Annotated in this window: 19 protein-coding genes and 3 tRNA genes; 12 read left to right on the forward strand and 10 right to left on the reverse strand. The window is 66.7% G+C overall.

Annotated elements, in window-relative coordinates:
- Window positions 1-283: 283 nt before the first annotated feature.
- The 10 genes from ACZ5KV_RS01950 to ACZ5KV_RS01995 all read left to right on the forward strand — a co-directional run bounded on the left by ACZ5KV_RS01950 (window position 284) and on the right by ACZ5KV_RS01995 (window position 11,193).
- On the forward strand, window positions 284-2,722 hold the full coding sequence (locus ACZ5KV_RS01950) for a methyl-accepting chemotaxis protein (RefSeq protein ID WP_464240664.1): 2,439 nt from the start codon (window positions 284-286) through the stop codon (window positions 2,720-2,722).
- Between the two features lie 109 nt (window positions 2,723-2,831).
- Window positions 2,832-3,368 (forward strand): HPP family protein, encoded by a 537-nt coding sequence (locus ACZ5KV_RS01955; RefSeq protein ID WP_464240665.1) that lies wholly within the window; start codon window positions 2,832-2,834, stop codon window positions 3,366-3,368.
- Between the two features lie 680 nt (window positions 3,369-4,048).
- Window positions 4,049-5,185, forward strand: coding sequence for a 2-oxoacid:acceptor oxidoreductase subunit alpha (locus ACZ5KV_RS01960; protein WP_464240666.1), 1,137 nt, complete (start codon window positions 4,049-4,051; stop codon window positions 5,183-5,185).
- A 2-nt stretch (window positions 5,186-5,187) separates the two neighbouring features.
- Entirely contained in the window at window positions 5,188-5,973 is a 786-nt protein-coding gene (locus tag ACZ5KV_RS01965; RefSeq protein WP_464240667.1) for a thiamine pyrophosphate-dependent enzyme, read from the forward strand.
- 36 nt (window positions 5,974-6,009) lie between these two features.
- Complete coding sequence (locus ACZ5KV_RS01970) at window positions 6,010-6,210, forward strand: 4Fe-4S dicluster domain-containing protein (protein WP_464240668.1); 201 nt, start codon at window positions 6,010-6,012, stop codon at window positions 6,208-6,210.
- A 1-nt stretch (window position 6,211) separates the two neighbouring features.
- Window positions 6,212-6,763: a 2-oxoacid:acceptor oxidoreductase family protein gene (locus ACZ5KV_RS01975; protein ID WP_464240669.1), complete on the forward strand. Its 552-nt coding sequence runs from the start codon at window positions 6,212-6,214 to the stop codon at window positions 6,761-6,763.
- Entirely contained in the window at window positions 6,760-7,899 is a 1,140-nt protein-coding gene (sucC, locus tag ACZ5KV_RS01980; protein ID WP_464240670.1) for an ADP-forming succinate--CoA ligase subunit beta, read from the forward strand. The genes ACZ5KV_RS01975 and sucC overlap by 4 nt, the downstream gene beginning before the upstream one ends.
- Before the next feature lie 3 nt (window positions 7,900-7,902).
- Window positions 7,903-8,787 carry a succinate--CoA ligase subunit alpha gene (sucD, locus tag ACZ5KV_RS01985; RefSeq protein ID WP_464240671.1) on the forward strand — a complete coding sequence of 295 codons (885 nt, stop codon included), beginning with the start codon at window positions 7,903-7,905 and terminating at the stop codon, window positions 8,785-8,787.
- Window positions 8,788-8,798: 11 nt separating this feature from the next.
- A complete protein-coding gene (locus tag ACZ5KV_RS01990; RefSeq protein ID WP_464240672.1) occupies window positions 8,799-10,199 on the forward strand; it encodes a DASS family sodium-coupled anion symporter in 1,401 nt (466 codons plus the stop codon).
- Between the two features lie 208 nt (window positions 10,200-10,407).
- Window positions 10,408-11,193 (forward strand): IclR family transcriptional regulator, encoded by a 786-nt coding sequence (locus ACZ5KV_RS01995; protein ID WP_464240673.1) that lies wholly within the window; start codon window positions 10,408-10,410, stop codon window positions 11,191-11,193.
- Between the two features lie 99 nt (window positions 11,194-11,292).
- Here the strand turns inward: ACZ5KV_RS01995 and ACZ5KV_RS02000 are convergent, their stop codons facing one another.
- The 8 genes from ACZ5KV_RS02000 to tmcD all read right to left on the reverse strand — a co-directional run bounded on the left by ACZ5KV_RS02000 (window position 11,293) and on the right by tmcD (window position 16,440).
- Window positions 11,293-11,661 carry a YegP family protein gene (locus ACZ5KV_RS02000; protein WP_464240674.1) on the reverse strand — a complete coding sequence of 123 codons (369 nt, stop codon included), beginning with the start codon at window positions 11,659-11,661 and terminating at the stop codon, window positions 11,293-11,295.
- Window positions 11,662-11,999: 338 nt separating this feature from the next.
- Window positions 12,000-12,076: transfer RNA gene (locus tag ACZ5KV_RS02005), tRNA-Asp, on the reverse strand.
- A gap of 180 nt (window positions 12,077-12,256) precedes the next feature.
- Window positions 12,257-12,333 (reverse strand) — tRNA-Asp (locus ACZ5KV_RS02010).
- A gap of 19 nt (window positions 12,334-12,352) precedes the next feature.
- A tRNA-Val gene (locus ACZ5KV_RS02015) sits at window positions 12,353-12,428 on the reverse strand.
- Between the two features lie 176 nt (window positions 12,429-12,604).
- Window positions 12,605-13,000 (reverse strand): acidic tetraheme cytochrome c3 TmcA, encoded by a 396-nt coding sequence (tmcA, locus tag ACZ5KV_RS02020; RefSeq protein WP_464240675.1) that lies wholly within the window; start codon window positions 12,998-13,000, stop codon window positions 12,605-12,607.
- Window positions 13,001-13,044: 44 nt separating this feature from the next.
- Entirely contained in the window at window positions 13,045-14,472 is a 1,428-nt protein-coding gene (tmcB, locus tag ACZ5KV_RS02025; RefSeq protein ID WP_464240676.1) for an electron transfer complex ferredoxin TmcB, read from the reverse strand.
- Between the two features lie 42 nt (window positions 14,473-14,514).
- Complete coding sequence (tmcC, locus tag ACZ5KV_RS02030) at window positions 14,515-15,177, reverse strand: TmcC family electron transfer complex membrane anchor subunit (RefSeq protein WP_464240677.1); 663 nt, start codon at window positions 15,175-15,177, stop codon at window positions 14,515-14,517.
- Between the two features lie 9 nt (window positions 15,178-15,186).
- A complete protein-coding gene (gene tmcD / locus ACZ5KV_RS02035) occupies window positions 15,187-16,440 on the reverse strand; it encodes an electron transfer complex subunit TmcD (protein ID WP_464240678.1) in 1,254 nt (417 codons plus the stop codon).
- 420 nt (window positions 16,441-16,860) lie between these two features.
- Between tmcD and ACZ5KV_RS02040 the strand changes: the two genes are divergently transcribed.
- On the forward strand, window positions 16,861-17,835 hold the full coding sequence (locus ACZ5KV_RS02040) for a hypothetical protein (protein ID WP_464240679.1): 975 nt from the start codon (window positions 16,861-16,863) through the stop codon (window positions 17,833-17,835).
- 99 nt (window positions 17,836-17,934) lie between these two features.
- On the opposite strand, the gene ACZ5KV_RS02045 is transcribed toward ACZ5KV_RS02040, so the two are convergent.
- Window positions 17,935-18,714, reverse strand: a complete 780-nt coding sequence (locus ACZ5KV_RS02045; protein ID WP_464240680.1) for a DsbA family protein — start codon at window positions 18,712-18,714, stop codon at window positions 17,935-17,937.
- Window positions 18,715-18,901: 187 nt separating this feature from the next.
- Entirely contained in the window at window positions 18,902-20,743 is a 1,842-nt protein-coding gene (locus tag ACZ5KV_RS02050) for a UbiD family decarboxylase (protein ID WP_464240681.1), read from the reverse strand.
- 122 nt (window positions 20,744-20,865) lie between these two features.
- Here ACZ5KV_RS02050 and ACZ5KV_RS02055 point away from each other — a divergent pair, with 122 nt between their 5' ends.
- Window positions 20,866-21,156, forward strand: coding sequence for a c-type cytochrome (locus ACZ5KV_RS02055; protein WP_464240682.1), 291 nt, complete (start codon window positions 20,866-20,868; stop codon window positions 21,154-21,156).
- Window positions 21,157-21,187 lie beyond the last annotated feature (31 nt).

The raw sequence follows: 21,187 nt of genomic DNA on the forward strand, positions 1-21,187 counted from the left end.
GGCACAACATTTTTCAGTCACAGCAACAGAAAAAGGCTTCGGTGCTGCGTTGAATTCCAGACAGTGGCGTACATATGGCGTTTCATTGTCTGTTGCGTTACATTGAATCAAAGCCGACAAAAAGCTACAATATTGTAGGTGGCGACAGAACAATATTGTCCACTCCAATGGAAAATGAACATGAGGTCGGATGCGATGCCGCGCGCAACATGACAGCCTGTTCTTTCAGACAGCGACTGTGGAAATAATCGGGAACGAAGCCGCCAACAGGAGGCTGGAAGGTATGTCCATCTCGAAAATGCGCATCACGACCAAGCTCACCATCAGCAGCCTTGCGTTTACTTTACCTATAGCAGTTCTCTTGTATTTCATGATTGCCGGAGTCAACGCGAGCATCCGTTTCTCGGCCATGGAACACTACGGCGACGCATACCAGCGGCCCCTGGCCAACCTGCTGGAGGCCGTGCCCGCCCACGGGCGGCTGCTGGCGCTCCAGGCCGCCGGACAACCCGGGCTGGGCGGCGAACTGTCCGCCGCCATCCGCCGGACCGACCAGGCCTTCAAGGACCTCGAAGCCGTGGACAAGGCCCACGGCGGCGACCTCCAGGTCACCGACGAAGGCCTGGCCCTGCGCCAGCGCAGCCACCTCAAGGTCTCGCGGCTCAAGGCGCAGTGGGGCGCCCTGCGCGGCCTGTCCCGGCCCGATCCCCAGGCCCACGCCGCCCTGCTTCAGGACGTGCGCGACCTCATCGCCCACGTGGGCGACACCTCCAACCTGATCCTCGATCCCGATCTGGACAGCTATTATATTATGGATATGACCCTCCTGGCCCTGCCCCAGACCCAGGCCCGGCTGGCGGGCATCCTCGATTTCGGCCTGGGCACCCTGCGCGGGGAGCCCCTGAACGAAGCCCAGCGCCGCCAGTTCATGGTCATGGCCGCCATGCTGCGCGAGGCGGACATGCAGCGCGTCCTGGCCAGCGCCAAGGTTTCGCTGAGCGAGGACCAGAACTTCTACGGCGTGAGCCCCTCGCTCCAGGCCGCGCTGCCGCCGCGCCTGGCGGCTTACGAACAGGCCACCTCCGACTTCCTGGCCCTGCTCGATGCCCTGGCCGACCAGGACGCGCCCGGCTTTGCCCCGGCGGCGTTTCTCGCCAAGGGTGAGGCCGCCCTGGCCGCCAGCTTCGCCCTGTGGTCCACCGCGGTGGACGAACTGGACACCCTGCTCCAGGTGCGTATCGACGACTACAAGACCACCCGCCTCGTCTCCCTGGTCTGCACCGGCGCGGCCCTGCTCGCGGCCGGGCTGCTGGTGCTGCTCATCGGCCGCAGCGTCACCCGGCCTCTGGGCCAGGTCCAGGCCTATGCCCAGGCCGTGGCCGACGGCGACCTGAACGTGCGCGTGCAAGGCCGCTTCGGCGGCGAACTCGGCGCCCTGGCGGCCCATGTCCAGGCCATGGTCGCCCAGCTCAAGGCGCGTCTGGGCTTTGCCCAGGGCATCCTCGGCGCACTGGATTCTCCCTGTCTGGTCAGCGATACGGACGGCCGGGCCACCTTCATCAATACCCGGATGACCGGGTTGCTGGGCTGCTCCGCCCTACCCGACGGCGGCCAGGGCAGTACCGTGGACGCTCTCTTCCCCCGCGACCAGCGCCACCGCGACATGATCCGCCAAGTCGTGAACGCCCGGCGTAAGTTCAGCAGCGAGGAAGGCGAAATCGCCTTGCGCGACGGCACGCAGGCCCATGTACTGTCCAGCGTCGCCCCGCTGTACGACCTCGACGGCAACCTCCTGGGCGCCTTCACCCTCATGCAGGACGTTTCGCGCCTCAAGGCCCAGGAGCAGGCCGTGGCCGCAAGCCACAAGACCCTGCTGGACACCGCGACCCAGGCCGAGGTCATTGCCGGCAACGTCCTGGATTCACTGGACGACCTCTCCGGGCACGTTCGCGAGGCCGACCATGGCTCCGAGCTGCAACGTTCGCGTACGAGCCAGGCCGCCGCGGCCATGGACCAGGTCAACGCCAGCATCCTCGACGTGGCGCGCAACGCCCAACAGGCCGCCAGCCGCGCGGAGGAATCCCGCGACAAGGCCGGCCGGGGCGCCGAAATCGTGGCCCAGGCCGCCGCCGCCATCGCCGAGGTCGCCACGCTGGCCCGCAGCCTCAAGCAGGATATGGGCGACCTCGGCCAGCAGGCCGAGTCCATCGGCGCCATCATGACCGTCATCAGCGACATTGCCGACCAGACCAACCTGCTGGCGCTCAATGCCGCCATCGAGGCCGCCCGGGCGGGCGACGCGGGCCGGGGCTTCGCCGTGGTCGCCGACGAGGTGCGCAAGCTGGCCGAAAAGACCATGACCGCCACCCGCGAAGTCGGCAACGCCATTGCCGGAATCCAGGCCAGCACCCAGCGCAACATGCAGGGCATGGACAGCGCCGTGGACGCCGTGGCCCGCGTCACCACCCTGGCCGAAGACTCCGGCGCGGCCCTGGGCGAGATCCTCTCCCTGGCCGACTCCAGCTCGGACATGGTGCGCGGCATCGCCGCGGCCAGCGAGGAACAGTCCGCAGCCAGCGAACAGATCGGCAGGAGCGTGGACGAAATCAGCACCGTCTCCGCGCGCATCGCCCAGGGCATGGCCCAGTCGCGGCAGGCCCTGGACCGCCTCTCCACCCAGGCCCGCGAGCTTCAGAAACTCATTGCGCGCATGCGAGATTAGCCTCCCCGTCGGATCCCGCCAGGGCTCCGACGATCTGTCCTTGACCCCGGTCAAAGCCCGGGGCGCCGGAGAGGCCTAGGGTGGCGCAAATCCAACAGGAGAAGCGCCCTTGCACTATTTCCACAAGATGCGCGGCTGCGGCACCAACGGCTTCTGCGTCAACTTCCGCGAAACGTTCTGGTCCTTCCTGGGGTCCTTGGCCGGCATCTCCGCCGTCAGCGCCCTGAGCGCCCTGCTGCTGGACCGGACCGGCACCATGCTGCTCATCGGCTCCTTCGGCGCCTCGGCGGTGCTGCTCTACGGCGCGCCCAGCGCTCCCTTGTCCCAGCCGCGCAACCTGCTGGGCGGCCATGTGCTTTCCGCCCTGGTGGGCGTGGCCTGCGCAACCCATCTGGCGCCGGTGCCCTGGCTCGCAGCCGGGCTGGCCGTGTCCGCCTCCATCGCCCTCATGCATCTCACCGGCACCCTGCACCCGCCCGGGGGAGCCACGGCCCTCATCGCCGTCATCGGTGGCGACTCCATCCATGCCCTCGGCTATCTCTACGCCCTGGTACCCGCCCTGGCAGGAGCGCTGGTGCTCCTGGTCGTGGCCCTGCTGGTGAACAACATCCCCCACACCCGCCAGTATCCGGAATACTGGTTCTAGCGCCACCCGCCGGAGGCACGACCCACGAGGAAGTGCCCCCGCAGGCCGCGCCGGGCTTCCGCTCCGGACAACGGCCCAAATCCCGCTCTGTCCGTCCGGTTCGTTCCGTCACCTTTTTCCCGCCCCCGGCTTCGGCCTCGCTCTGTTTCCGGCTACTTCGCATCTCCCCCCGGGCCCATCTCCGTGCCCTCTCCCGGGTCGGGCCTGCTTCTGGGCCGCCCGCACTTTCCCGCTCCCGTGCCCGGCCGGGTTCCTTCTCCAGCGCTCGCCCGCCTCCGGCTCCGACTCCGGTTCTCTCCTGCCGTCTGCTCCGCAGCCTGAGCCACCGCGCCGCATCCATCCAGCCCATTGTCCTTCTTTTATGAACAACGTCGTTTCATACATCAAAACAGTCTTTCTAAAATAGGCGCTCCACTCTCCCAAAAACACCACCCTAAAGCCACCGTGCCCCTCCAGAACTCCGCCCGCAAGCCCGGCTCCCATGCCTGCGGCACGTGGCCCACAGCGACTCCCCACACGGAAATCCCCAGCAATCACCATGGATTCAGGACCATTAAAAATGGAATGCCGAAGGACGGCATAATTTTTGAGAACTCATGTTGACAGATAAGAAATAGCGTTTTAAAGAACGAAACGAACGCTGTATCCATCCCCCTTTGCCTGTTTCCAAGGAGTTTGATGTGAGTGCGAAAACTGGATCCAAAGCGGTGGTCATCCAAGGCAACCAGGCCTGTGTCGAGGGCGCGTTGCTGGCGGGCTGCTCCTTCTTCGCGGGCTACCCCATCACCCCGGCCACCGAGGTCGCCGAGGTCATGGCCGAACGGATGCCCAAGGTCGGCGGCGTCTTCGTGCAGATGGAAGACGAACTGGCGTCCATCAACGCCGTCGTCGGCGCGGCCTGGGGCGGCAACAAGGCCATGACGGCCACCTCCGGCCCCGGCTACAGCCTGATGCAGGAAGGCATCGGCTACGCCGCCATCACCGAAACCCCCTGCGTCATCATTGATGTCATGCGCGGCGGCCCGTCCACCGGTCAGCCGACCATGACCTCGCAACAGGATGTCTATCAGGCCAAGTACGGCAGCCACGGCGACTACGAGCCCATCGTGCTCGTGCCCTCCTCGGCCCAGGAAGCGCTGGACATGACCATCCGGGCCTTCAATCTTTCCGAAAAATACCTGGTGCCCGTGTCCGTGCTCACCGACGAGGTCGTCGGCCACACCCGCGAGCGCGTGGTCATCCCCGACGCTCCGGAGGTCTACAACCGCGTGGCCCCGCCTGCGGGCGAGCCCTACCTGCCCTTCAAGGGCATCGAGGCCCTGGGCGGCGTGCCCTACCGCGCCGACTTCGGCCAGGGCTACAACATCTGCGTCGACGGCCAACTCCACGACGAGCGCGGCATGCGCGTGGGCCACCTGATCGAGCCCAGCGCCGCCCTGGTCCGCCGCGTCATGGCCAAGATCACCGACAACGCCGACGACATCGCCGACTACGAACTGTACCACACCGACGACGCCGAAATCATCGTCTGCGCCTACGGCAGCACCTCGCGCGTGGCCCTGCGCTCGGTGCTCGACGCCCGCAAGGCGGGCATCAAGGCCGGGCTCATCAAGCTCAAGACCCTATTCCCCTTCCCCGACGCCATGATCCGCGCGGTGGCCTCCAAGGCTTCGCGGATCATCGTTCCCGAGTGCAACGCGGGCAAGATCTGCAACGAGGTGCAACGTGTCGTGCGCCAGGATGTAGAGTCCATGCCCAAGCTTGGTGGCGCCATGCACATTCCCTCCGAAATCCTCGACGCCATCAAAAGGAGCTGACCATGAATCCGCTCGGCGAAAAGTATCTGCGCAAAGAGGCCCTGCCCACCATCTTCTGCCCCGGTTGCGGCCACGGCACCGTCCTGAACGCGACCCTGCGGATGCTGGAGAAGGTCGGCCTGGAGAACTTCCTCTTCGTTTCCGGCATCGGCTGCTCCTCGTGGCTGCCCGTGTTCATCAAGGCCGACGTGCTGCACACCCTGCACGGCCGGGCCGTGGCCGTGGCCACGGGCCTCAAGCTCGCCCAGCCGGATAAGAAGGTCATGGTCTTCAACGGCGACGGCGACTGTCTGGCCATCGGCGGCAACCACCTGATCCACGCCGCCCGCCGCAACATCGACCTGACCGTGGTCACCCTGAACAACTACATCTACGGCATGACCGGCGGCCAGGTCTCCCCGGGCACGCCCCTCAAGAGCAAGACCAAAACCTCGCCCTACGGCAGCAACGAGGCGCCTTTCGACGCCGTGAAGCTGGCCATCGGCGCCGGAGCCACCTTCGTGGCCCGCGAAACCACCGCCGCCCCGGTGCGCATCGCCAGGACCCTGGAAAAGGCCGTGAACCACAAGGGATTCTCCTTCGTGGAAATCATGAGCCAGTGTCCCACCCAGGCCGGGCGCAACATCTATGGCAAGGCCGCGCCCGGCGCCATCATGAACATCCTCAAGGAAAGCGCCGTGTCCAAGGCCGACGCCGAGTTGCAGCCCGGGCAGTTCCGCACGGGCATCATTCACCTCGACGAGGACAGCCCCGTCTATGCCCCGGTGGCGGCTCCGGCCGCAGTCTAGCCCCAAGGCACAACCAAAGCACAAAAGGGAACCGAGATGGTCGAAATAGATAGAAAGCAATGCAAAGGCTGCGAACTCTGCGTCGCCTCCTGCAAGTTCGAGGCGCTTACCAGCGGCACCGAACGCAACGCCAAGGGCTACATCGTCCCCGCGCACGACGCGGAGAAATGTACGGGCTGCATGATGTGCGAACTCATCTGCCCCGATCTGGCAATCACGGTCGTGAAGGAGCGCTAGAATGAGAAAGGAACTGAGAATCGCGGGCTTCGGCGGCCAGGGTGTCATCACCATCGGCCTGCTGCTGGCCAAGGCCGTGGGCCAGTATGGCGACAGCGACGTGGTGCAGACCCAGAGCTACGGGCCCGAAGCCCGCGGAGGCGCCTGCAAGACCGAAATCGTCATCTCCGACACCACCATCGACTACATCAAGGTGCTGAACCTGGACATGCTGGTGGCCATGTCCCAGCCCGCCCTGGACACCTACGTCAAGGACCTGCCCGCCGAAGGCGTGCTGCTGGTGGACGACACCCTGGTCGAGACTGTGCCCGAAGGCTATGCCAGCGTCTACCGCATCCCGGCCACCGGGCTGGCCGAGAGCGAAATCGGCCTGCGCGTGGTCGCCAACGTCGTCATGTTCGGCGCCATCGCCAAGGTCACCGGCCTGGCGACCCCCGAGCAGTGCAAGCAGGCCCTGGAGGATTCCTTCCCCGCCAAGGTCATCAAGAAAAACTACGCCGCCTTCGACCTGGGCTACAACTTCGACTTCGCGTCGCGCGGGGCTGCGAAATGAGGCTCTTTGAATACCAAGGCAAGGAAATCCTCAAAAAGGCAGGCATCCCCGTGGCCTCGGGCAAGGTTGTGACCACGGCCCAGGACGCCGTGGCCGCCGCCGGGGAAATCGGCCTGCCCGTGGTGGTCAAGGCTCAGGTGCTGGCCGGTGGGCGCGGCAAGGCGGGCGGCGTCAGGATCGCCAAAACCAGCGACGAGGTGCTGCGTTACGCCACCGACATCCTGGGCATGACCATCAAGGGCGAGGTCTGCCGCGAGTTGCTCATCGACCCGATGACCGACATCAAGACCGAGCTGTACGCGGGCGTCACCCTGGACTCCATCGCCGGGGCCCCGCTGCTCATGTTCTCCCTTCGCGGCGGCATGGACATCGAGGAGGTGGCGGCCAGCGCCCCTCAGGACGTGCTGCGCATGCACTTCTCCGTGCGCAGCCCGCTGCCGCAGTACAAGGTTCTGGACCTGCTCGCGGGCCTGGAACTCGACGCGACCCTCAAGCTGAAGATCGCCCAGGTCATCGTGGCGCTGTCCAGGGCTTTCCTGGACGGCGACTGCACCACCCTGGAGATCAACCCCCTGGTCGTCACCGGGCAGGGCGAAGTGATGGCCCTGGACGCCAAGGCCGTCATCGACGACAACGCCCTGCGCCGCCAGCCCTACCGCTGCGAGGCCGAGGCCCCGGCCACAGAGCTGGAAAAGCGCGCCCGGGAAATCGGCGTGAACTACGTGCCCCTGGAGGGCGACGTTGCCGTGCTGGCGGGCGGAGCTGGCCTGGCCATGGCCACCATGGACATGGTCAACTACACCACCCACACCACGGGCAGCTTCCTGGACACCGGCGGGGGCATCTCGGCCGAGCACACCGCCGAGGCCCTGCGCATCTCCATGACCACCCCGGGCATCAAGGGCGCGCTGATCAACATCTTCGGCGGCATCAACAACTGCGAGACCATCGCCAGGGGCGTGGTGGCCTATCTGGAGGCCGACAAGCCCGGCCTGCCTGTGGTGGTCAAGATGCGCGGGCACTCCCAGGACGAGGGCTGGGCGCTGCTGGAACAACACAACGTCCCGCACATCAGGTTCGGCACGACCGAGGAGGCCGTGCGCCTGCTCGTGTCCATCATGGACGGGGAGAAGTAAGCCATGGCCATCATTGTCGATAAGGAAACCCGGTTCATCATCCAGGGCATCACCGGCAAACAGGGCCGGATTCACGCCAAACACAGCCTGGAATACGGCTGCAAGCTCGTGGGCGGCGTCACCCCCGGCAAGGGAGGACAGACCGTCGAAGGCCTGCCCGTGTTCGACACGGTGGCCGAAGCCATCCTCGCCTGCGGGCCCATCGACGCATCCATGGTTCTGGTGCCGCCCTTCGGCGTGAAGGACTGCGCCATCGAGGCCATGGAAAACGGCGTGAAAACCATTGTTCCCGTCACAGAGTACGTTCCCGTGCGCGACACGCTGGCCATGCGTGAGCGCGCCGCCGAGTTGGGCGCCGTCATCGTGGGGCCCAACACCATCGGCGTCATCAGCCCCGGGCGGAGCAAGATCGGCATCATGCCCGGCTTCCTCTACAAGGAGGGCAACGTAGGCATCGTTTCGCGCAGTGGCACCCTGACCCACGAGGTGGCCTCCTGCCTGAGCATCCAGGGTATCGGCCAGTCCACCTGCGTGGGCATCGGCGGCGACCCCGTGCCGGGCAGCTCGTTCACCGACGTGCTCAAGCTGCTGCGCGATGACCCGCAGACCACCTGCGTGGTGCTCATCGGCGAAATCGGCGGAGCCGGGGAGGAAACCGCCGCCGCCTACCTGTCCTCTGAAAAATACCCCAAACCGGTTTTCGCGTTCATTGCGGGCAGCACCGCCCCGGCCCAGAAGAAAATGGGCCACGCCGGGGCCATCGTCGCCGGAAACTCGGGAACGGCCGAGTCCAAGTATGCGGCGCTTGAAGCTGCGGGCGTGAAGACCGCCAAAACGCTGGAGCAGCTGCTCGCACTGGTCTGCTCGGTTGCAAAAGAAGCGAAGTGAGGAGGCGTGTTATGCTGAAATGGGGCATTAGCCTGGGAGCGACGATCCTGCTCTTGATCTTGGACATGACCTTGCCCTTCGAGGGCCTGGACCCCATGTCCAAGCATGCACTGATCATCTTCCTGGCAGCCATTGTCTTCTGGATCGTCCGGCCCATCCCGGAATACCTCTCGGCCATCGTGGCGGCGGCGGCGCTCATCATCGTGGGCAAAGCCCCGGCCGACCTGGTGCTTAGCGGGTTCAACAGCCCGGTGTGGTGGATGGTGCTCTTCGCCATGATCCTCGGCGCGACCATCGGGCACACCGGCCTGGGCAAGCGCCTGGCCTACCTGATGCTGACCAAATGCGGCGACGGCAACCTGAAGCTGCTTTACGTCACCACCATGGCCAACAACATCCTGGCGCCCTTCACGCCGTCCAACACCGCGCGCGGCGCCATCATGTGCGGCGTGACGGACAGCCTGTGCGACAGCCTGGGCTACAAGCCCGGCGAGCACAAGGGCGACCACACCATCATGCTGGCCAACATGTTCATCAACACGACCAACACGTTCATGTTCATGACCGCCATGGGCGGCAACATGCTGTGCGTCAAGATCATCAGCGAGATGACCGGACGCACCGTGACCTGGACGGACTGGTTTGTCGCCGGTTTCTTCCCGGGCCTCCCGCTCATTCTGCTGCTGCCCTGGGTCGTCTACAAGATGTTCCCCATGACCAGCGACCTCGGCGTGAGCTGCTCGACCTTCGCCCGCGACCAGTTGAAGGCCATGGGCCCCATGACGCGTCAGGAAAAAAGCACCGCCATCATCATGGGCCTGACCCTGCTCATGTGGGCCACGGAGTTCCTGCACGGCATCAACGCCACCAAGTCCTCCTTCCTGCTGGTGGCCCTGCTCTTCCCCGGCATCGGCGCCGTGACCTGGAAGGACATCAACAACCGCGTGTCCTGGCCCGCGCTGATCTGGCTCGGCTTCGCCATGGGCATGGCCAACCTGATCAACAAGTTCGGCGGCTTCAAGTGGCTTGTGGAAGTCACCCTGGCCGGCAACCCGATCTTCGAAGGCATGGGCCTGACCAGCTTCCTGCTGATCCTCATCCCGATCATCGTCTTCATCCACTTCATGTTCGCGGGCATGAACGCCATGATGCTGATCGTGCTGCCCATCACCATCGCCCTGGCCAAGCAGTTCGGTTTCGACCCCTACGTCGTGGGCCTGATCTCGTCCATGGCCCTGTCCGTGGGCGCCTTCTTCATGCCCTTCAACAGCGCCCCCAACCTGATCTTCTACGGTACCGGGCGCTATACGGTCCAACAGCAACTCAAGGGCGCCATTCCGCTGGCCATCATGGCCTGCCTGGTGCTCATCGCCGCCCTGAAGCTCTGGTGGCCTCTGGTCGGCATCGTGTAACGCCCCAGTAAACGGCAGGAATTGCCATCCCCCTCCCCCCTGCCTCCCGGGAGCGCGGCCTTCGGGCCCGCTCCCGGTTCTTTTTTGGCGACAAGGCGTAAAAATCCGTTTCACTTGACGAAACACTCAAAAATGCATTAACTGAATGAGTTTCCGGAGGGCCATGGGGGCCGCATCCGGACCGTTTCATCCCCCCGACCCGAGAGCCATGAACACCACACCGGAAAAAGAAACGTCCTCCTCCTCGGTCCAGTCCGTCACCAAGGCCCTGCGCGTCTTCGAATACGTCTGCCGCGCGGAAAAAGACGTGCGCGTGGTGGACATCGCCAAGCATCTGGGCATCAACAAGGCCACGGTCTTCCGCCTGCTGCGAACCTTCGTGGACACCGGCTACATGGAGCAGGACGCCGACACCGACCGCTACAGGCCGACCATGAAGATCATGGCCCTGGGCAACCACGTTCTGAACAAGATGGAAATCCGCAAGGTCGCCGCCGACATCATCAAGGAACTGTGCGAGGCCTCCGGCGAATCGGTGCACCTGTCCATCAACGACCACGCCCAGGCCGTCATCATCGACAAGATGGAAGCCCACACCAGCAACAAGATTTCCTTCCACATCGGACGACGCAGCGACCTCCACTCCACGGGCACGGGCAAGGTCTTCCTGGCCAACATGCCCATGAACGAGCTGGAGGACTTTCTGGCCCGAACGCCCCTGGAACCGCACACGGCCATGACCATCACGGACCAGGTCCTGCTGCGCAAGACCCTGGAGGAAATCCGCGAAAAGGGCTACGCCGTGGACCGCCAGGAGAACAACACCGGCATCTCCTGCGTGGCCGGACCCATCCGCGACTATTCGGGCAAGGTCGTGGCCTCGGTGAGCGTCACCGGCCCCAGCGCGCGCATCGAGCACGACATCCCCCGCTTCAGCCGCCTGATCCTGGACTACAGCGCCCGCATCTCCTTCCGCCTGGGCCACGGCCGCTAAGGCCGGGCCGGGCCCCAAACGCCACAAGGCCCGGGAGTTTGCGCTCCCGGGCCTTGTGGCGTTTGGGGCCCTCGGAGGCAAACCCCTTTGGCGCGGGGCTTATTCCTCCTCAATCGTCTCGGTGGAGCCGTTGGCCTGGACGGACTTGATGCCATTCCTGCACGCCGCCATGGACGAATACATCTCGCTCACGCCGATAATCTGATTATTGGCCGCCTTGAGCACAAAATACGGCTCCTTCAATGAAGATTCGCGAATTTCATACCTTTCCTCAAAAGGAGAATTGGCCTGAACCGAAGCAATCCCGTTTTTACACGCCGCCTTGGTCGTGTACCGCTCACTGGTGAGAATGATCTCCCCATTCCCGGCCTTGAGATTGAACATGTACTGATCGTCCGTCGTCTTCCTGATTACGTATTTCCCCATGACAGCCTCCATTTCAGGCTCTACAGCCAGGGGCGGCACCATGCCGCATCCTGCACTGAATCCGAGCATCGCTTGTCATAAATAAAATAAAAATGCGAGTAAAGCATCTCTTTTTTGTTTATACAAAATCAGTTAACCCACTTCACTAAAAGCAGATTTGAAATGCAACGGGAATGTCTCCACACCCCCGGCAATTCGAGGCCAGGAGAAGTGGAAACAGTTCTTCAAAACGTCCCGTCCGGCCTCGGGAGCCACCGGCGCGCCGCGTTCAGCTTCGCTGCCGGAAAAGCGCCGCCGCGTAGCGGACCACGACAAAAAGCCCGGAAGCTTGCGCTTCCGGGCTTGGGTCGATTTCGCCCCGCAGGGGCGGTCAGTGTCGGTGGCGGAGCCGAAGGGACTCGAACCCTCGGCCTCCGGCGTGACAGGCCGGCGTTATAACCAACTTAACTACGGCTCCGCGATATGAACATGGCGGGCTGAACGTCGCGCCGGGGCGCGAGAGGTTCCTTCGGGCTGTGGCCGCATGACCACGGGCTCCCCCTGGAAGCCGTCACCCCTGGGCGATGATCGCCCCAAATCCCGCTCTCAGTTTGGGGCATCAAGAAGGGGCTTGCGTGCAAGCCCCTGGTCTTTCAAGTGGCGGAGCCGAAGGGACTCGAACCCTCGGCCTCCGGCGTGACAGGCCGGCGTTATAACCAACTTAACTACGGCTCCGCGTGATCCCGGACCTCTGTGGTGGGCGGAACAGGGCTCGAACCTGTGACCCTCGGCTTGTAAGGCCGATGCTCTCCCAGCTGAGCTACCCGCCCGCGCTCCCACAGTCGGGAGCACTGTGTCTATCGGCAGCGCCCCCTCTTGTCAACGGTTTTCAACCTTGGGGCCAAGAATTTTCCCGGCCCCGGCCGCCCAGAGGCAACCTGCTGAAAAAAAAGGGCGTTCCAAGAGGCCACGCAGCCCCCTGGAACGCCCCGGATGCTTCGTTTTCCTAGCTGCCCACGTGGCACTGGCCGCAGGCCATGGGCCCGGCCGAGCGCGCGTCGTGGCACTCCTTGCACTGGCGGTGGTAGGCCTCGCGCAGGCCCGGCTGGCTGCCGGAAGCCTTCAGGCCGTGGCAGTCGCTGCACGGGGTGCCCACGGAGTCCTCGCCTTCCACGAGCTTGCCGTCCTCGTAGACGTGGTGGCAGCGGGCGCAGTCGTCCAGCTCGGCCTTCTCGTTGTGCTCGTCGTGGTTGAAGACCGCCGCCGGGCGCAGGTGCGTCCCGAAGGCCTCGGCCTTGAGCTCCACGATGTCGTCCTGGCTCCAGGCGACAGGCGCCGCCACCAGGGCCACGGCGGCAAGGACCGCAAGGGCCAGGGCCGCAAGAACGTGTTTGGGATGCATATGGTGGTCCTCCCCGCCCCGTTGCCGGGGCGTTGTCGGTTAGGCTACTCCGCCGCCCCGGGCTTCTCCATGTACTTGAAGAGCAGGTCGCCCAGGAACATGAGCTTCATCTCCAGCCCGTAGTGGTGGATGATGTCCTCCAGGCCGCCGTGGCAGTTGTGGCAGGGCGAGATGATGGTATTGATGCCCTGGTCCTTCATGCGCGCCAGTTGCTCGGCCTTGTAACGGTTGGAGAGCACCCGCTTGGTCTTCCACGGCGGCCCGCAGTTGATGACGCCGCCGCCCGCGTTGCAGCAGATGTTGAAGACCTTGTTGGGCGCCATTTCCACCACGCCCTGGGTGAAGGCGCTCGCCACGTAGCGGCCCATCTCGTGCAGGCCGCGCCCGCGCACGGTGTTGCACGGGTCGTGGAAGGTCACCCGCTCGGGGAACAGCTCGCGCGGTTTCACCCGCCCGGCCTTGACCAACTCATAGAAGAACTCGATGGAGTGGACCATGGGCACCGGAGGCATCTTCCAGCCCAGCCAGCGGTTGCCCACGTCGTAGACGCTGCGGAAGGCGTGGCCGCATTCGCCCATGACGATCTTCTTCACGCGCAGCTTCTGGGCGGCCTCGTAGTGCACCTTCTTCACGCGGCCCATGGTCTCGAAGTCGCCGGTGAACATGGCCATGTCGGAGTTGTCCCAGCCCGGGGTGGCGGGCATGGTCCAGTCGCATCCGGCCTGATCGAAGATCACCGCGGCCTGATAGATGAGGTGCGTGCGGAACTTGGGCTCCGGCGCGATGACCGAGTACATGAAATCCGCCCCGACCTTGCCGATGGGGATGCGGATGGTCGGAATCTCGTCGCGGGCCTCGTCCTCCTGCCACTGCAGGGTGTCCGTCCACTCGTCGTCCTTGACCCACATCTGGTTGTTGGTGGAGGCGTGGGAGTGGCAGGTGTCCTGGATGTACTGCGGAGTGATGCCCAGCTTGTGGCAGATGCGCCGCACGGTCTGGATCATGTAGGCCACGTCGATGCCGAAGGGGCAGAACTGCTGGCAGCGGCGGCACAGGTTGCACTCGGTGTGCGCCACGACCACGGCCTCACGGCACTCCTGGGGCGTCAGCTTGCCCTGCTTCTCCAGCATGTTCCACACGGTGCGCTTGACCTTGCCCACCGGGGAATACTTGGGATCCTTGTCGTTGGAGAGGTAGTGATGGCAGGCGTCGGAGCACAGGCCGCAATGCACGCAGGTCTGCACGTAGGCCCGCATCCGGGCGCCGCACTCGCCGCGCAGCACCTGGTTGATGGTCTTCTCGATGCGTTCGGGCGTCAGCCGCGCGACGCCGTCGTCCACGCCCACGTCCTTGATGGACGCGAACTGGTCATATTTCCCGTCGGCCTTGTCCTGGGCCGACTTGGCCGCCACGCGCTCCACGTAGGTCATGGCCTTCGCTGCGGCTTGGGTGTTTTCGGCGATTTCAGCCATTGTAGGATCTCCTTGGCAATGCGTTCGCGGGTTCGGGCGGGCCTACCAGTCGTACACGTTGCGCACGGCGCCGAACTCGGAGGCGGTGTAGCCCCGGGTGTACCAGAAGGTCAGCATGTGCGACAGCCGCGTGAAGGGAATGGCCGCGAGCATGATCTCGCCGCAAAGCATGTGCAGGCTGGTCATGAGCAGGTTGTCGCCCCAGCCGTGGTAGGCCAGGATGCCCGTGATGAACGGCGCGGCCACGACGAGCAGAATGCCGAAGTCGGCGGCGCTGGTCACGAAGCGGACCTCGGGCAGAGTCAGGCGGCGCCATGCGAAGTAGACGCAGCCGAGCACCACGATCCATGCGGCGGCGTCCACCGCGCTGTCGGGCAGCGCGGCCCAGCTCACGCCGAGCGCGCTCTCCTCCAGCAGCACCAGGTGCCCCAGGGTGAACAGCGGCACGAGGACGATGCCCACGTGGAACAGGAAGGTGACGATGGTCATCACCGGCTGGCGGCGCGAGTTGGTGCTCATGAAGGGCACCAGCCAGTGCAGGAAGCTCGCGAACGCGTGGCGCCAGCTCCAGTACTCGACGACGTAGGTGTCCTTGGCCTTGGTTTCGGCCAGGAGCGAGGCGATTTTCCAGATGCTGCCGCCCAGGAACAGGGCGAAGGCCACCCAGACGAGGGGGCCGCTCACAAGGGCGTAGAATGCGTGCATGTCTCCCCCCTATTTGAAATCGGCCACGGGCACCACGCGGCGGTGGTACTTGCCGTTTTCGATCATCTTGACGAGGACGAGGCTGCCGTCGGGGCTGAACGCCGGATCGAAGCAGGCCTCACCGGCGCGGGAGTACTCCTTGCCGTCAACAGCCACGGTGTACTTGCCGCCCTTTTCGACCTTGACCGCAACGTGGGCGCCGTCGGCGCTGAACACCGGGGCCCAGGCCATGTCGTAGCGGCCCGCCCAGGCCTTGCCGTCGACCATGACGGCCCACTTGCCGCCGTCCTTGCCCAGGGCGGCCGCGCGGGCGCCGTCGGCCGACAGCGTCAGGTCGGTGACCATCTCGCCGAAGGTCAGGCCCCAGGGCTTGTCGTCCACGGCCACGGTCCAGCGGCCGAACTGCGGGCTGACGATGGCCGCCAGACGCGCGCCGTCGGCGCTGAAGGCGGCGTGCCAGCACTGGACGTACTGGCTCCAGATCAGATGCCCGTCGCGCGCCAGCGACCACTTGCCGCCCTGGCGCACCGGGGCGACGATGGAGCCGTTGCGCGGGTCGAACACCGGCTTCCACACGCCCTGGAAGCGTGCGGCCCACGGCGTGCCGTCCACGGCCACGGTGAAGTCGTACAGGTTGGTGCGCACCTCTGCGGCGGCGCGGCTGCCGTCCGGCGAGAGGGTCACGCCGAAAACGTTGGTGAACAGGGTCTCCCAGGCCTCGCCGTCGATGGCCACGGTGTACAGGCCTTCCTGGTAGCGCTTGATGTCCGCCTGCCCCAGTTCCTTGGCCTGCACGGCGGCGGCGCTGTGCGCGCCGTCCGCGCTGAGCGTGAAGGCCGTGGCGTTCTCGTACAGCGTTTCCCAGGGCGTGCCGTCAACGGCCATGCCGTAGCTGCCGTCGTTCTGGATGGCGGCGGCGATGACCGCGCCGTCGGCGCTGAACTGCGGCTCCCAGACGTAGCCGAAGCTGTCCTCCCAGGGCTCGCCGTCCACGACGAACTTCCACTCGCCCATCTCCGAGGCGCAGGCCGTCAGCCTGCCGTCGGGGGCGAAGCCGAGGTTCCAGACACGCTCGAAGGTGTTTTCCCAGGCCTCGTCGTTCACGCAGGCCGTGAACTCGCCCTGGACGTTGGCCACCGCGGCGTAGGTTTCGCCGTCGGGGCTCACCTGAGGTTCCTCGACCCACTCGTACTTGTCCTTATTGGCGCCGAGGTCCGCAACAAGGCGCTCGCCCGGCTCCCAGTTCCATCCCGATGTCTCCACCGCTGCCCTCCTTTCGTGCCAGGCACGCATGACGGGGTCACTCCACCACGGCCCGGAAAGCCCGCCCTCCGAACCGGATATATCCCGACCCCCATAATTCGCCCAAGCGGTTCCTGTCCAGCGAAATGGGCGCAACACGCTCAAATACATGAAAATCCTATCGCTGCGGTAGGGTATTCTCCGACCCGCGCAGGGGGAATGCAGGGACGCGTATTTCCATCTGAATCCGGAAAATCCGCGCCCTCCCTGCCCTCCCCAAGGCCCTTTGCGGTAGGCGGAAGACGCGATCTTCTTCGAGGGGTCCGCCAATTCCATACCATGAAAGTTCCGGCCTTGCCAGGATATCTGGACAATCCCGGGACCCGGGGCTATCCTCGCCACCATGTCGAGAACCGCGCCGCAGCACGCCCCCGCCGCCCCATGACCGAGCCCCAGGCGCCTCCCAAGACCCTGGCGTGGAACGGCGTGAGCGTCCAGGTGCCGCGCGACTGGGCGGCGGCCGAATTCCAGGCCTGCGCCCTGCGCCTGGAAGGCCGCGACGGCCAGGAGCTGGACCTGCGCTGGCGCCGCTCCCGGGAGCCTTTCGACCCCGAGGCCCACTGGGCGCGCCTGGCCGCGGCCCTGGGCCCGGGCGCGACCCTGGACCGGGCTCCCGACACCCTGCCCCCGGGGTGGGCCGCCGCATCCTCCCCGCAGGGGCCGGGTTCCGTGCGGCTGCCCTTTGCCTGGCGCGGCAAGGAGGGCGGCGGCCTGGGCGCCCTGATGCACCACCCGGACACGGGCCTCACGGCCAACGCGCGCTTCATCCTGCCCACCGGCGGCCCCCTGCCCGAGAAAGACGCGGCCGCGGCCACGGCCCTGGCCGTGCTGGAAAGCCTGGGCGACCACCCGCCGGAGGGCCTCGTACCCTGGGCCGCCTTCGGCGTCACGGCCCTGGTGCCCGGCGGCCTGGAACTGCGCGCCTTCTCCTTTACCCCGGGCCATTTCCGCCTGACGCTGGCCGCCCCGCGCACCGGTTGCGACCTGGTGCTCGACCGCCTGGGCCCGACCGACGCCCTGCTGGGCAACCGCACCCTGGCCCAATACGCCGACGCCTTCTACGGCACCCTGGGCGCCCCGGCGGGTTTCTTTGCCGAAAGCCCGGCCCCGGAGGCGGACGCATCGCCAGATGCGCAACCCAGGCCGGAACCGGACATGGTGCAGGGCGCCGGACGCCAGGGCGCGCCGTTGCTCAGGCGCCTGCTGCGCCGCCCCTGGGCCGGGGTCCGGCGCGGGCGCATGTGGCGCGCGGGCATCGGCGCGGTGCTCCTGGGCGCGTTCATGCGCGGGCGCCGCGAGGCGGACATGGACGCCTTCGAGGCCATCTGCCGCGACTATGCCCTGGACCGGCCCTGACCCCGGACGCCCGCCGCGCCAAAACGAAGGCCCGCAGCCGTCACCACGGCTGCGGGCCTTCGTTCCCCCGGGCAGACCGGGCGGCCGGACCCGGGGCGGCTACTTGCCGCCCTGGACCAGCTCCAGCACCTCTTCCATGGTCTGCTCGGACACGGCGCCCTCCAGGGCCACGCCGTTGAACAGGTAGACCGGCACCCCGGAGAAGCCCCAGTCCAGGAACTCGCGGGCATCGTCGCGCACGCGGGTGCGCACGGCCTCGCTCTCCATGTCGGCCGTCAGGCGCGCGGCGTCCACCCCGGGCAGGGCCAGCGCCAGCGCCAGAAAGGCCTCCTGAGGCTGCGGCGCGGCGGCGATCGCCGCCTGCCCGGCAAAGGCCTGCCGGGCGAATTCCAGCGCCAGTTCCCCCTGTTGCAGGCCCAGGGCCTCGTAGAGCCGGGCGGCGTACTCGCCGTGCTCGGACATGGGCGCGTGCTTTGTCAGGTGGCGGACCCTGCCGGGATACTTGCGCACCAGGGCGTCGACGGTCCGCGAGCCCCGGGCGCAGTAGCCGCACAAAAAGTCGGAATAGGAGACCACGGTCACCGCCGCGTCGGGCGCGCCGTCCCAGGGGCGGGCGGGGTCCAGGGCCGGTTCCAGGGGCGCGTCCAACTGCTGGCGCCATTTGTCGCGCATGGCCCGGTCGCGCCGTTCGCGGGCGCCCTGCTCCACAAGCTCCAGCAGGGCCACCTTGTCCTGAGCCAGGGCCTCGAGGACCATTTCCGGATTTTCACGCACGGCCTCGCGGATGCGCTCCTTGAGGGCCGGACCGCCCGTGCGCGGGGCGCAGGCGGCAAGGGTCAGGGCAGCGAACACGAGCAGCAGGGGCAGGAATCGGCGCATGGGCAAAAAGTCTCCTTTGCAAGTGGGAAACGGCGGAACGGCAAAGCCCGGTTCTACGCCCGCCACGGCCCGGGCGCAAGCCCCGGCCCGCGTGGGGTTTCACGGGCACCCGCATCGTGCCCGCGGGCTGGGCGGGGCGTTTTCGTCGCGCGCGGCGGCGGCCCGCCCCGCGTTGCAGGGCGGCGGCCTAGATGATGCCCGCCAGCGGGCCGCCCGGGGCGCCCAGGGCGTCCACCCGCCGCTCGACCTCGGGGTCGGGTTCCAGGGGTGGGGCGTGGTAGGTCTTGAGCCGCGCGTCGAGCACCAGCGGCCCGGCGCAGCCCCAGTGCTTGCAGTGGGTGAAGGCCCCGGCGCCGTAAATGTCCGTGGCGGGGTCCGACCGGGTGAAGGCCACCCAGAGCAGGTTGTCCCAGGTGCGGGCGGCGAAGGCCGCGTCGTCGGCGCAGACGACCAGGGGCAGACCCTCCAGGCCGGGGGCGCCCTCCAGGGCCCGGGCCAGGGCTTCCAGACGCGGATCGTGGGCGTCGCGGCCCTGGTCGTGAGCCGGGCCGCGCAGCACGAGGATGCCCGGGGCGGCCAGATGCGGGTCGCCGAAGCCCTCGGGCAGGGCCAGCCCGGCGGGAAGCTCCGTGGCCAGGATCCGCCGCGCCGGGCCGCACGACGCCCACAGCAGCTTGGAGCCCTGATTCAGGCTGATGCCCGAATAATCCAGGGTGTCCATGGTCGTGCGAGTGATGAAGTGCAGGTCGCGCCCGAGGTCCACGCGTTCCAGCATGTGCCGGAAAAAGGCGGGCACGTCGTGGGCCGACAGGCGCGCGTCGTCCTCGCGGGCGGCGATGAGCACGTATTTGGACAGGGCCGTCTGGGTCGAGCCCAGCAGGGCCATGCCGTTGGTCAGCAGTTCCTGGGGCGTGCGGCGCTCGGCGTAGGGCACGTAGCGCTCGCTGCCCACGGCCAGCAGCAGCGGGTGGACCCCGGCGGCATCCACGGCGTGGACCTCGTGGACTCCCGAAAACACCGTGGGCACCAGCGCGGCGGTCAACTCGTGGATGAAGGCCCCGAACACCGTGTCCTCCTGCGGGGGGCGGCCCACGGTGGTGAAGGGCCACACGGCGTCGGGCCGGTGGAACACGGCGTCCACCTCCAGCACGGGAAAATCGTGGGTCAGGCTGTAGTAGCCCAGGTGGTCGCCGAAGGGGCCCTCGGGCTTGCCCGTGCCGGGCACGATATGGCCCTGAATGCAGAAATCGGCGTGGGCGGGCACGGGCAGGGCACCGGGCTGGCGCAGCATGGGCAGCCGCCGCCCGCCGAGCACACCGGCGAAAAAGACCTCGGGCATGCCGTCGGGCAGGGGCATCACGGCGGCCAGGGTCATGGCCGGAGGGCCGCCCACGAAGACGTTCACCGGCAGGCGCCGGCCCCGGGCCAGGGCCTCGGCGTGGTGGTGGCCCAGGCCGCGATGGATCTGGTAGTGCAGGCCGACCTCGCGGTCGGGCACATAGGCGTTGCCTGAAAGCTGCACGCGATACATGCCCAGGTTGGAGGCCGCATAGCCGGGCCGGGCCGGGCTTTCGGAATAGACCTGGGGCAGGGTCACGTAGGCCCCGCCGTCCATGGGCCAGGACACGAGCATGGGCAGGTCGGCCACCTGGGCGCGCACGGCCAGAGCCGGGCCGGAGCGCACCGTGCGCGGCAGGGCCCGGGCCAGGGCCAGGGGCACCCCCGCATAGCGCCAGGGGCGGCGCAGGGCGTCCAGCGGGTCCACCTTGAGGGCGAAAAGGCGCTCCAGGGTCCGCAGGGTGTCGCGGAAGATGAAGCGCAGGCGCTCCATGGTCCCGAACACGTTGCCGACCATGGGGAACCGGCAGCCGCGCACGTTCTCGAAGAGCAGCGCCGGCCCCCCGGCGGCGAATACGCGGCGCTGCACGGCGCCGATTTCCAGACGCGCGTCCAGCTCCTGGCGGATGCGCACCAGTTGCCCGCGCCGTTCCAGGTCGCGCAGGCAGGCCTGCATGTCGAGATAGCCCATTGCCTCTGGCCCCCGTGCCCTGCTAGGGTTTGCGGAAAACAGGACTGTGCCAGACCCCGCGCGACCTTGGCAAGGGCCAGGGCGGCGCACCCCTCCCGGCACGTGAAACCACCGGAGGTTCCATGCCGCGCCTTGCCGCGCTCTTCGCCGCCGCCGTGCTGACCCTGTGCGCCGCCGCCGCGCCCACCCTGCCCGCCGCCGACGCGGCCGACGCCGCCCGGGGCGAGGCCCTGGCCAAAGGCTGCAAATGCCACGGCACCGAGTTCCACGGCGCCGACCCGGCCGAAATCGTCGCCGCCCTCAGAGCTTTCCGCGACGGCACCCGCTTCAACAAGATCATGGAAAACAAGGCCAGGGGCATGACCGACGAGGACATGCAGGCCGTGGCCGACTGGTTCGCGGCCCAGAAGTAGCGGCCCGGCCGGAACGTCCGCCCCCGGCCCG

The organism is Desulfocurvus thunnarius (assembly GCF_055390965.1).